The 12,436-nt window shown below is 35.4% G+C and carries 8 protein-coding genes and 1 tRNA gene; 2 read left to right on the top strand and 7 right to left on the bottom strand.

What is annotated here, in order from left to right; translation table 11 throughout:
* The first annotated feature begins 18 nt into the window (after window positions 1–18).
* Window positions 19–92, top strand: a tRNA-Arg gene (locus C245_RS0113990).
* A 303-nt stretch (window positions 93–395) separates the two neighbouring features.
* Here the strand turns inward: C245_RS0113990 and C245_RS0113985 are convergent.
* The 7 genes from C245_RS0113985 to C245_RS0113955 all read right to left on the bottom strand — a co-directional run bounded on the left by C245_RS0113985 (window position 396) and on the right by C245_RS0113955 (window position 7,438).
* Complete coding sequence (locus tag C245_RS0113985; RefSeq protein WP_017497228.1) at window positions 396–1,376, bottom strand: alpha/beta hydrolase; 981 nt, start codon at window positions 1,374–1,376, stop codon at window positions 396–398.
* A gap of 176 nt (window positions 1,377–1,552) precedes the next feature.
* Window positions 1,553–2,281, bottom strand: a complete 729-nt coding sequence (locus tag C245_RS0113980; protein ID WP_017497227.1) for a nitroreductase family protein — start codon at window positions 2,279–2,281, stop codon at window positions 1,553–1,555.
* A gap of 17 nt (window positions 2,282–2,298) precedes the next feature.
* Window positions 2,299–3,210: an AraC family transcriptional regulator gene (locus C245_RS0113975; RefSeq protein ID WP_017497226.1), complete on the bottom strand. Its 912-nt coding sequence runs from the start codon at window positions 3,208–3,210 to the stop codon at window positions 2,299–2,301.
* Window positions 3,211–3,251: 41 nt separating this feature from the next.
* A complete protein-coding gene (locus tag C245_RS0113970) occupies window positions 3,252–4,184 on the bottom strand; it encodes an NAD-dependent epimerase/dehydratase family protein (RefSeq protein ID WP_017497225.1) in 933 nt (310 codons plus the stop codon).
* Between the two features lie 87 nt (window positions 4,185–4,271).
* The gene (locus tag C245_RS0113965; protein WP_017497224.1) at window positions 4,272–5,633 is read right to left on the bottom strand and encodes an aldehyde dehydrogenase; all 1,362 of its coding nucleotides are present in this window, start codon (window positions 5,631–5,633) and stop codon (window positions 4,272–4,274) included.
* A 26-nt stretch (window positions 5,634–5,659) separates the two neighbouring features.
* A complete protein-coding gene (locus C245_RS0113960) occupies window positions 5,660–6,709 on the bottom strand; it encodes a hypothetical protein (RefSeq protein WP_017497223.1) in 1,050 nt (349 codons plus the stop codon).
* A gap of 12 nt (window positions 6,710–6,721) precedes the next feature.
* The gene (locus tag C245_RS0113955; protein WP_017497222.1) at window positions 6,722–7,438 is read right to left on the bottom strand and encodes a type 1 glutamine amidotransferase domain-containing protein; all 717 of its coding nucleotides are present in this window, start codon (window positions 7,436–7,438) and stop codon (window positions 6,722–6,724) included.
* Window positions 7,439–8,194: 756 nt separating this feature from the next.
* On the opposite strand from C245_RS0113955, the gene C245_RS0113950 reads away from it, so the two are divergent.
* Window positions 8,195–12,436: a DUF6531 domain-containing protein gene (locus C245_RS0113950; RefSeq protein WP_017497221.1), complete on the top strand. Its 4,242-nt coding sequence runs from the start codon at window positions 8,195–8,197 to the stop codon at window positions 12,434–12,436.

Here is a 12,436-nt window from a genome sequence, read left to right as displayed (position 1 = left end):
CAATTGAAAAAACAAAAAGGCCTCGTGGCGCAACTGAATAGCGCATCTGATTACGGCTCAGAAGGTTACTGGTTTGAATCCAGTCGAGGTCACTTCTTAAAAAAAAGTTAAAACGAAAGTTTTAGCTTTTTTTTATGTCTTCTCTACACTATTTAACCATCTTTTACATCTAAAAATGAGAGATTTGTAAATCCTATCAAGTTAACTCCACTGGACACAAACCACCAGTAAAACATTGTAAACACTATATTTGCAACAAATCCATTATCTCTATATTAACAATAATTTAAGTTTGTGGAAATTGAAGAAGAGAAGTATTGAGGAAAATATCCGACTAATCATAAAAAAAAGAGGCCAGCAACTATGAGCTGACCTCTACACATTTTTAAGTTTTACTAACTAAATAAAGCCTTTTTTAAGCCCAAGGCAGCTTGTTCAGATGAAAATTTAACCGCATCAATATGATCTAATGGGTTTAACAAACCATAATCATGGATAAATCCGTTAAAGGTTTGAATTGTTGTAGGAACACCAGCCTCATCTAACTTACGGGCATAAGCTAATCCTTCATCAAAAAGAATATCATTCTCGGCTAATTGTACTAATGCAGGTGGCAATCCTTTCAATTTTTCAATTGAAGCACTGAACGGGGTAGCATAGTATTCTTTTCTTTGCTCTAAATCTGTAGTATAGTTATCCCACATCCATTTCATTAAGCTTGCTGTTAAGAATCTGCCTTCAGCATATTTTTGCCAAGATTCACGTGTAAAATCAGCATCTGTTACTGGCCATAAAAGTAATTGGAATTTTATTTCAGGGCCACCTTTATCTTTTGCCATAAGACAAAGTACAGCAGTCATATTTCCGCCAACGCTGTTTCCGGCGGCCGCCATATTTTTACCATCTACTCCTATCTGGTCTCCATTTTCTGAAACCCATTTTGTAGCCGCATAAATTTGATTAATAGCGGTTGGATATTTAGCTTCAGGCGATGGTGTATAGTCTGTAAAAACTGCTGCTGCCCCACTATTTACGACTAAGTCCCGTACCAATCTCCTGTGGGTAGGATAATCCCCTAATATCCATCCACCACCATGTGTAAACATAAATACTGGTAGTTTTTCAGAAACTGCATCGGCAGGTTTTACAATATGAATATTTACTGTATAACCATCTTGTGTAATTTCTCTTTCGGATTCAACAATATCTGAATAATCAAATTCTACTGACTTTTGAGCATCTATCAGTACTTGTCTTGCGTCTTGAGGCGTCATTGTTTCCAATGGTCTGCCACCACTGTTATTTAGAGCATTTAAAAAATCTCTAATTTGTAAGAGGATTTGAGGGTCTTTTTCTGCTGGAATTGGTTGTGCCATAAAAGTAAATTTTAATGATTAATATTTTTAAACAAAGTGCTCTAAGTAATTTTTATTCTTGACTTAGATTTTGATGAAACTTATCACTAACAAATTTCCTGATAAATTGGCAAGATTGTGTAACTGAATCAATTAAGTGTGTAACCAAATCTCTGGTTGAAATATATATATGAAAATTAATTTCTTATATATACTTCTTCAAAAGGAACTCTGTATCTTTCTCCCCAGATGCCTTCATTTTCTTTTCTAATTCCACATGAAACTACCATATTAATTTCGGCACTTTGAGGCAATTTTAAAATGCCCTTTAAAACTTTACTGTCAAAACCTTCTAAAGGACAGGTATCATACCCTTCGTTAGCCATTGCAATCATAAAAGTTTGAGCTGCCAAAGCACATGATTTATGAACAACTACTCTCATATCATTCTCAGAGACTTCTCTTGTAATAGTCCTGAATAATCCAATAATCTTTGTTAAAATTATCCTGAAAATTCCAAGTAACCCAAAAAAACGCGAATAGAGTAAAGGCATTATTTTACCATAGTATAATTCACGATCCTTAATTCTTTTCTCTTGACGTTCTTGCGGGCTATTCCGGCGAATATTCCCTTTTTCAAAATCTAAAACAAATTTCGCTCTCTTTCGAAATAAATCTCTTCTGGTTACAAAAATTACAATTTGTGAAGCTGTTGAAGTTGCAGTTTGGTCTAGACAAGCCTTAGATACTTGTTTTAATAATTCTGGTTTTGTTATATGATGAAACTCCCATAATTGCATATTGGAACTATTTGGAGCCAAAGTTGCCAATTCTAAGCATTCTTTTACCTTTTCTTCATCAATAGGTTTTTCTTTATCATAAACCCGAACGGAACGTCTAAAATTTAATATTTCAGTTAAATTCATCGTTATTTTAAATAGCATTAATTAAATGATTGTCTGAACTCTAAAGGCGAAATAGAGGTTCTGTTTTTAAACAAGCGGTGAAAAGACTGCGGGTGTTCAAAACCTAAATGATAAGCAATTTCAGAAACTGACAAAGAAGTGGTAGAGAGCAGTTCTTTTGATTTTTCGATAATTCTATTCTGAATATGCTGTTGAGTTGTTTGTCCTGTGTGAACTCTTAACATATCGCTTAAATAATTAGGACTTAGGTGTAATTCGTTAGCAACATATTGAACCGTAGGAATGCCATCTTTCTCCAATTTGTCATTTTTGAAATAACCATCAAGTACATTTTCCAATTTACTAAGTAAATCGTTATTGGCTTTTTTTCTTGTCAAAAACTGACGGTTGTAAAAACGATTGCAATACTTCAGAAGCAAATCGATATTAGACACTAATAAATCCTGAGTAAATGAATCCATGTTGGCATCAATCTCACTACTGATATTTTCAATTATGTCCATTATCGATTTTTCTTCCTTTTCAGATAGAAATAAAGCTTCACTGGTTGAATATGAAAAGTAGCCATAGTCTCTAACTATGGCAGCCAAGTTGTATCCCTGCAAAAAATCGGGATGTATTACCGCAACAAATCCTTTAACACCATTAAGAAGAACATCTTCAAACTGCAATACTTGATGCGGAGCTATAAAGTACATTATGCCCTCATCAAAATCATAATATTGCTGGCCATATTTACATTTGCCTCCTGCACACTCTTTTTTAAGAGCAACCACATAAAAATCAGTTGTTATTGTGCTTAAAATTGTTTCAGGCTCCAACTTTACATCATCAAAATTAAATACACTGATCAACGGATTAGAAGGGCTTTTTAATCCTAAAAATTGATGTAATGCACTTATTGATGAAACTTTTGAAGGAGTTTTCATTTGTTGAAATTCTGACTTATACATCACTAAGTTACAATTTTTTATTTTAATAATTGTTCATTCTTAATTTGTTCGATACCTTGTTTATATGTTGTCACCTGAAAATCAGGAAAACGCTTTTTAAACTTTGAATCGTCGAATAAATTATCATATTTATATCTTGGAAGTAATTCCTGCAATTCTTTCACTCTTTCATTAAATTTTGCGCCAATTTTAAAAACAAATTTTGGTACAACTGAATATTGCAATTTTTTCCCATAAATTTTTGATGCCAGATTGATAAACTGATTATAATTTAACATGTTATCATCAATCGGCAAATGCCAAGTTTGACCGAAAGCATCAGGTGTATTACCAATTAAAGCTGTTGCCCTACTTGCATCTGGTGTCCAAATTAAACTTCTCAATTTATCATCTCTCAAAGGCACCTTCAATTTTTTATTTTCTTTTATACTATTAAAAATCAAAGTGTTGGTTATACTCTGTGTTTTACCAGGTCCATAAAATTCTGGTGCACGACAAATAACCGCTTCGAGTTCACCTGATTCTATTTCTTTCAAAACCATTTCAGCCATTTCTCTTCTTACTTTTCCTTTTCTTCCAACTGGATCGAAAAGGGTTTCTTCAGTGAGCAAACGACCATCCTGCGGGTACATATAAGTATTGTCAAAAAAAACCAATTTTGTTCCGTTGATTTTACAGGCATCAATGACATTTCGCAGAATGAGAGGAAATTGTTTTTCCCATAAGGCAGAACTAATAGGAAGCCCTAAAGTAAAATAAGCAATCTCACTTTCTTTTACAGCTTCAATAGCACTTTTTTTATTAGATAAATCAGCAGAAAATACTATATCTGTATCATTAACTTTCTTTGCTTCTCTGCTTACGATTCTTATCTCTGAAGTATAATTTCTCTTCAATTCTCTTGCTAATTCTTCGCCAATTTGACCATTGGCTCCTAATATTACCTGCATTTTTTAGTTTTAAATTCTACTGCAAAGTTCAGTATTATCATAGTGATAGACGTAACTCTGTTATGGGTTGTTGTAACATTATCTCTGTTACATTACCCTTTTTAGCCACTTCATTTTTTTATCTGAATAAGGCGGATATTTCCAATCGGGTTCGCCCCAAGTTGTTTTCTCTATTACTGATTTTTGATGTGAGAATGTCAAAAATCCGAATTCACCGTGATAATGACCAATCCCGGAATTTCCAACCCCGCCAAAAGGAAGATAATCACTTGTAATCTGCATCAATGTATCATTGATGCAACCACCACCAAAGGAAACTCTGTTTAGTAGTTTATCTTTCTCATCATCATTATTTGTAAAAAGATAGGCTGCCAAAGGTTTTTCTCCGTCAATGATTTTTTCAAGAGCTTCATCGTAATTTTTAAATGAAAGCACAGGTAAAACAGGACCAAAAATTTCTTCCTGCATTACAGTATCATCATGCGTCACATTGGCTAAAACTGTAGGTTCTATGTAAAGCGTTTCCTCATTGTGTTTTCCTCCGTAAAATATTTTATCAGGATTAATCAAACCTAATATCCTATCATAATTCCTTTTGTTGATAATGCTTGTATAGTGTTCTGCACCATCACTATAGTCAATTTCTGCAATCTTATCTTTTAACAATTTTAGAAATTTGTCTTTAATTGATTCTTCGACCAATAAATAATCCGGTGCAATACATGTTTGACCACCGTTTAAAAATTTACCCCAAACTATACGTTTTGCGGCTACTTCTAAATTGGCTGTTTTGGTTACAATTGCAGGCGATTTTCCACCTAATTCCAAAGTAACCGGAACAAGATTTTTTGCTGCTGCTTCATATACAATCTGTCCTACTTTCGGGCTTCCTGTAAAGAAAATTTTATCCCAACGTAATTTCAATAATTCTGTAGTTTCAGGTATTCTACCTTCAGCTACATATAAATAATGAGAAGGAAAATTGGTGTTGATTAATTCTGCCAAAAGGTGCATTGTATTTTCGGGAAGTTCACTTGGTTTTACAACACAAGTATTACCTGCTGCAATGGCAGTCACCATCGGAACTAATGTTAATTGATAAGGATAGTTCCACGCGCCAATCACCAACGTTACACCCAAAGGATCTGCATAAATACGACTGTGTCCGGGTTGTAAACTCAAAGCCGTATTTACTTTTTTGGGTTTAGTAAGCTTATCTAAGTTCTTTATAAAATAATTGATTTCTTTATAAACTAAATTGAGTTCGGTTAAAAAAGTATCGAAAGAACCTTTACGAAAATCTTTATAAATTGCTTCATATAGGCGTTGTTCGTTTCCTCTCAAAATATCTTTCAACTTTAGTAAAGTTTCCTTTCTAAACGCCACATCTTTTGTTTGATGAGTGTTGAAAAACTCCTTCTGGGATAGAAATATTTTAGCGAATTCCATTTCCTTAATTTTTAAAATGAGTTGAATTATCTGTTGCTTTCGGTCACTAATTCGGGTGTGTGTAACGCTGCTTGAAATTCAGGTTGGTAATCGTAACGAACTAATTTTTTTAAGCTCAAAGATTTTATAAATACTGATATCGGGCCATCTGAAAGATTCAATTGAATATCTTCTGCTTTTTTACTTGATGCTTTTTTTAGTCCTCTTACATCACTGTAACCGTGTGTTAACTGACCTTTACTATTTAGATTGATAAAATTTGAACGGATAACTTCAGGTGTTGAATTGGTAACTTCTAATTTTTTACCTGTCATTGAAAAATCCAAATTTCCTTTTTCATCATAATAAGTGAAAGTTACATTGTTTCCATCAGTGTTATAATCAATGGGGATTAACCATTTCGGTAAATTATATCCAACTTTTCCACGAACTCTTGCTAATTCAGTATTAACAGGTAATTTTAATACATAGCCCCATAAACTTTTATCATTCACTTCACCCATTAAAGAAATTAGTCCCCAATTACTTTTATTTGGTTTAGTGGTTACAATAGAGATAGAGAGTTCATTGTATGAATCATTATCACAAAAATGGTAAGCATAGGAAGTAATAGCGATCAATCCTCTACCGGGTGTATAAGAAATCGGTTTGACCAATTCGTTTACTTCCGCAGGAAGTAGCTCTTTTATTTTGCTCATATCTGCTGTATAAATAGCAGTAATACTACTATTGCTGTAATAAAAGTTTGGTGAATATGTGATAAAGCCAACATCTTTTTTTTCTTTGTGAAGGGTTTTGAACCAGCTTAAATCTATATCAGGTCTTTCCTCTGCGACTACGGAAAGGGGTGAGTTGGAATGGAATCTGTCAAACATACCGCCCTTTAAAACAGGTAGTTGATGACCTGCCAATTCAATAATGGTATCGTTTTTAGCTATTGAATCGTTGTTTATTGCTTTCAGATTTGAATTTGCTGATGCTGTATTAATGATGGCACTGCTTAGAAAGAAGCCTGGTATAAAAAGTAGAATTGCTCCTAGGGCTACTACAAAAAATATGATTTTTATTTTTTTCACTGTGTTATAGTTTTATTTAGTATCTGAGTTTGTTTTAATTTTTTCAAGTTCTTTCATTACTACTCTTGCCATTTCTTTAGAGCTAAAAGGATTTTGACCAGTAATTAAATTACTGTCAACAACTACTTTTGAAGTCATAGGAATGAAAGCTTTTTTATAATCGGAGTTTCTTTCCTTTAATGCTGCTTCAAGATTAAATGGAACTTTCTTTTTTCGTCCGGCAAGACTTTCTTCAAACCAATTAAATCCAGTTATCTTTTTGTCTTTTATCAAATAATCGCCATTGGAAAGTTTAACATTCAACAATCCGCCTACACCGTGACAAATCGCAGCCACTTTTTTATTGTTCTCATAATGATCTTTAATGATTTTTTGTAGAATAGTATCATTTGGAAAATCATACATAGTCCCATGTCCACCTGCTAAATAAACACAATCAAATTCTTGTTTTGATACTTCTTTTAAACTTTTGGTGTGCTTTAATTCTTCTCTAAATTGAATATTATTCCAATATCCTTTAGATACTTTATCCAAAACTAAAGGTCTTAAACTTTCAGGATCAATCGGTGTATCTCCACCGTTTGGACTTGCTATGGTAATTTCAAACCCTTGCTCTTTAGCTTTATCATAGATATGGGTAAGTTCACTGAGCCATAGACCAGTTGGCAATTGTCCATCGTCATACATATTAATCCCAGTAACAATAATTAATAATTTCAATGTGTTCATAATATCTCTTTTTGATGATACAAAGTTCCGTCTTAAATGCAAAGCAGAAGTAACCTAATCAACTGAAATTATAACATAATCTCTGTTGTTGTTGAAATTTTAATTATAAAAAACGAGTCAGAAAGTAATTTGCTTGTAATATGAGGAACATTAATATTTGCATATGCAAACGAAAATTGCAGATAATGATAAGGGCATATTTTTAAATCCGTAACTTTTTTAAATGCCGTTTACGAATTCAAGAATTTCACAAAAGAATGTTACGACTTAATAACTTTAAAAATGTATGTGTATTAAAATGTTTTATTTTTTTTAACGTTTAACCCCTACATTACATACAAACCATCTCCTATTTAGATATCAGATTAATTATCTTACAAAATAACCTCAAAATAAGCCAATTTCTTTAAATCATTCATAAAATGGTTTGTAAATTGTTCAGTAAGGGTCACAGAAATCCCATTTCGTATGAAATGGGATTTTTTTATGCTTTTTTTCTAATTCCTTAAACTAACAAATTAGAGTCTTTTCTTTATAATAAATCTTACAAATTAGTTTGTGTATCCAAAATACTGTTGTATTTTCGTTCATAACTGTATTTCGATATTCTTCTTCTTCCTACAAGAAATATAGTGAACGTAATGTATTTACAAAAAGCTATAGCTATATCATTCTTTTAGTAATGACATTGGATAGCAAATAAATAAGCCTCCAATATAATAGAAGCACCCAATAATTAAGCGACACCTACTAAACATGCTATTAACCGATAACCATTTAACCATTGTAGTGGGGATAGACATCCATTTTACTACCCTGCCCCCTTTTAACCCTTTTCATCCTTATATAGGCATTGTCATTGATCCATTTGATTATATTCCGTTTTTAGGTGCCACGGTGCATGTAAATGGATTTAAACGTGGAAACTCAGACACCAGCGGTATTATAATTCCACTGATGCACATTCCTCTTTTTACACCGCCCTGGCTTATGACACCTATCATAGGCCATGAAAGCATGAACTTTTTTGCTTCTAAAACTGTATTCTCAGACGGTACCCGAATGAGCCCCAAAGGACATATGCTAATGACCTGTAATGATATTGGGATTCCGCTCTCGATGTCTTTAGGGAAAACCAAAATAGGTAAGAAAATGCTGCCGTTTGCCCCAACTCTTTTTGCCCCGACCTCCTTTTCATTGCCTATCCCAACGGGGAAACCTGTTATGGTTGGTGGACCCTATCCTCCCGATTGGGGTGGGGTTCTTACAGGTTTACTAGCTAGTATTGGCTTTAGTACTCTAATGAAAAAAGTTAGAGGTCTTGTTAAAAAGATTAACCTTAAGGGATCAAAAGGTCCTAAAGGGCTTAAAGATGGGCTCCGAAAATGTGTTAACGACCCCGTAAATGTGATCAATGGCGTGGTGATTTATGAAGGCAGTGATTTTGATTTGACCAGCCCGGTTCCTCTAAATTGGAAACGCAGCTGGTATTCAGATTCCAAATATGTAGGATGGCTCGGTCATGGAGTACATTGTGTATACGACAGAGCAGTAGAATTGTACCCTGAAGACGATGCCTTAGGGCTTCGTATGGATGACGGACGACTTGTTGCTTTTCCTATCCTGATGCCTGAAGAAGAGTTTTACTTACGCGAAGAAAAAACTACCCTCAAAAAAACTCAGGATGGTTATCAGGCTTACGATCATCAAAGCAAGCTTTTTTATGAGTTTACCCTTTTTGATGGTAAAAAATACCAACTTACCAAAATTAGTAATGCTAATGGACTTAGCGTCGTTTTTGAATTTACAGCCAATCATCTGAAAAAAATCATCGATGCTGCAGGCAGAGAAATCAAAGTAAGCACTAAGGATGGATTTATTCAAAAGCTGGAGCTTGTTGGACCGGAACAGGACGAACTTTTAGTAGCCTACGAGTACGATAAGCAAGGTAACATAAGTGCTATTATTGATGCACTGCAAAAAACAACTGCCATTGAATATGAAAATCATTTAATGGTCAAAAAAACTGACCGTAACGGACAAGCTTTTTATTGGGAATACGATCCTCAAAACCGCTGTATCCACACCTGGGGTGACGGCGGCTGGCAGGAAGGCTGGATGGAATACCATCCTGAGAAAGGTTACAATCTGATAACAGACTCTAATCTGGCCGTAACCACCTATTATTACGAGCCAAGCCAGCTCATCACACAAGTGAAAGACCCAATGGGTAACAGTACCTATTATGATTATACGGAGTTTATGGAACTCCATCGCGAGATTGATCCCGAAGGACGCATTCTGGGCTTTAACTACGATGACAGAGGTAACAAAACTGGCACTGTTTATCCGGATGGTACCGAAGAAATCATGATTTATGATGAGGAGAATCGTCCATCGATTGCCATAGATCCTGAAGGGAATAAAACGGTTTATCTGTACAAAGAAGATAGAGAAGATCAGCTCAAAACGATTATTGCTCCCGATAAAACCACTACTCACTTTAGTTATCACGATAATGGACTATTGGCGACAGTGGCCAAAAACAACAACAAACTAGAACTGATTTATGACGATCAATTCAACCTGATAGAATGGCGTGAGAACAACCAAAAACTAAAATCATGGGAGTACGACCATCGCGGGCGCGTACAAGCGATCTACACCCCAATGCAGATGGCTGATTATTTTAGTTACGATGCATTAGACCGGGTAAGACAAATTGTTGAAAAAGACAGTAATGTCATACAGTTCACGTATAACAATTATGACGAGATAATAGCTTTAAAAGATAATAAAAACAACATTAAGTTCAGTTATACCCCAATGGGAAGCCTTGCCACACGCGAGCAAAATGGTGTAAAAGTGCGTTTTGATTACGACAAGACGGAACAGTTGCAAGCCATCAAAAACGAAGACAACGAAGTCTACTATTTTAGCCGCAACAAAGCCGGACAAATAATCAAAGAAACTGCCTTTGATGGTATGGTCAAAAAATACCAGCGCAATCTCGCAGGTGAAGTGACCAGAATAGACCATGGCAACGGCAGATTTACTGAATACGAGCAGGATGCACTGGGACGCATCACCAGAGCCGACTATCATGACGGTACCTGGGAAACCTACAGCTACAACAAAAACGGACTTTTAACAGAGGCCGTAAATCAAAACGTAAGTATCCTTTTGGAACGTGATGAAATGGGGCGTATCATAAAGGAAACCCAGCAACAACAGCTCGACAAAAATGATAATGCCATTACCCTTACTTCCATTTACAACAAACTGGGACAACGCACCCATATAAACACTAGTTTAGGAGCAGAGATCAGTACACACTACGACTCAAAAGGACAGTTGGAACGCATCGAGGCACAAAGCAACGAACTCAAAGAACAGCACCAGAAGTGGGAAACTACCCTGAAACGCGACGAACTGGGAAGAGAAATAGAACGCTTTACCACAGGTGGACTCCACATTAAAACCAGTTACAACAATAGCGGAAAACAAAAAGAACGGGAAGTATTTGCCAATGACAAACGCACCGGATCACGCTTTTACAACTGGGATACCAACCAGCAATTGCGCAGTGCCATAAATCAAATGACTTCCAATATCGCCTATTTTGATTATGATGACTTTGGTAATCTGGCCAAAGCCGATTATAATGGTAAAGAACAGCTGTACAAAACCCCGGATGCAGTAGGAAATCTTTACAAAACTCCGGATCGCAGCGATCGTAAGTATGGTAAAGGTGGAAAATTATTGAAAGATGAAAAGTACCATTACAAGTACGATGAACTGGGTAATCTGATACACAAAAGTTCCAGAAACATCAACGAAGAACTAAAATTCGAAGAACCAACCAACTGGATCGATAAACTGGCGGGCAACAGAACCGAAGAAACCAGATTACAGCAAGAACATAAGCAGTGGCAGGACGGCGACACCACCTACAGCTGGCTGGCTAACGGCATGCTCGAGAGCATCACCAACCCTGATGGAAAAACAATACAATTTGAGTACGATGCCCTGGGCAGACGTACTGCAAAAATTGCAAACCAAAAAATAAATCGTTATGTTTGGGATGGAAACGTTCTTATTCACGAATGGAAATACGATTTAAAAGATCGTCCTAAATTAGTTGCTACCGAGGATGACTTGGTCTATAACAAACCGGAACCTGTTGAGAACCTCTTAACTTGGATATATCAAGAAGGAAGCTTTGTACCAAGTGCCAAAATTGTTGGAGAAGAAAAGTTCTCGATTATCAACGATTATATAGGTCGTCCTATTCAAGCTTATTCAGAAGTAGGTGAGCTCGTTTGGGAGACTGATTATGATATTTATGGAGATTTACGCAATGTAAAAGGTGATAGGAATTTTGTGCCTTTTAGGCAGTTAGGACAATATGAGGATATAGAGACAGGGTTATACTATAATAGATATCGTTATTATTCTCCTGAATTTGGAGGATATATTTCTCAGGATCCAATTAGACTCGCTGGGAATAACCCTAATTTTTATGCATATACATTTGATAGTAATTCTCAAATTGATTTGTTCGGACTTGAGATTCCCTTTGGTTTTAAAAGTTACGGACAATTAAAACAGTTTGCTACAGAAGTACAGTCAGGAATAGCAAAGGGGGGACATGGAAGTGGATCACCTATTTTATTACAAGGAAGCTCTGTCACTGGACGTAGCTTTAAAACAGGCGAGCTTTTTGATGTAGGTAGGACAAGTGATTTTGACGTTGCCATTGTCAATCCTGAATTGTTGAAAAAGGCTGAACAATTAGGATTGTCAAAACCTGGATCTGGAAGATCTTTTCCTTTAGATCTAGATAATCCTGAAAGAGCGAAAGCTTTAGGTCTTGATAAACTTCAAGAAAAATTATCCGCGAGAATGGGTCGAGATGTAAATTTTAGAATTTTTGATAGTGTAGAATCTGCCAGAAATTCAAGTGCTACAAAAAGTTTAATGATAAAATGTAACTAA

The sequence above is a fragment of the Flavobacterium sp. WG21 genome (genome assembly GCF_000335775.1).
Taxonomy (GTDB): Bacteria; Bacteroidota; Bacteroidia; order Flavobacteriales; family Flavobacteriaceae; genus Flavobacterium; species Flavobacterium tructae.
Note: the sequence above shows the minus strand (reverse complement) of the source record. Positions and strands in the feature narration are given on the sequence as shown.

What these genes read in the sequence shown, in the direction of transcription:
- C245_RS0113980 (WP_017497227.1), bottom strand. Translation starts at nt 2,281, where the DNA reads ATGAATTTAACTGAAATATTAAATTTTAGACGTTCCGTTCGGGTTTAT.
- C245_RS0113955 (WP_017497222.1), bottom strand. Translation starts at nt 7,438, where the DNA reads ATGAACACATTGAAATTATTAATTATTGTTACTGGGATTAATATGTAT.
- C245_RS0113950 (WP_017497221.1), top strand. Translation starts at nt 8,195, where the DNA reads ATGCTATTAACCGATAACCATTTAACCATTGTAGTGGGGATAGACATC.
- C245_RS0113965 (WP_017497224.1), bottom strand. Translation starts at nt 5,633, where the DNA reads ATGGAATTCGCTAAAATATTTCTATCCCAGAAGGAGTTTTTCAACACT.
- C245_RS0113985 (WP_017497228.1), bottom strand. Translation starts at nt 1,376, where the DNA reads ATGGCACAACCAATTCCAGCAGAAAAAGACCCTCAAATCCTCTTACAA.
- C245_RS0113975 (WP_017497226.1), bottom strand. Translation starts at nt 3,210, where the DNA reads ATGAAAACTCCTTCAAAAGTTTCATCAATAAGTGCATTACATCAATTT.
- C245_RS0113970 (WP_017497225.1), bottom strand. Translation starts at nt 4,184, where the DNA reads ATGCAGGTAATATTAGGAGCCAATGGTCAAATTGGCGAAGAATTAGCA.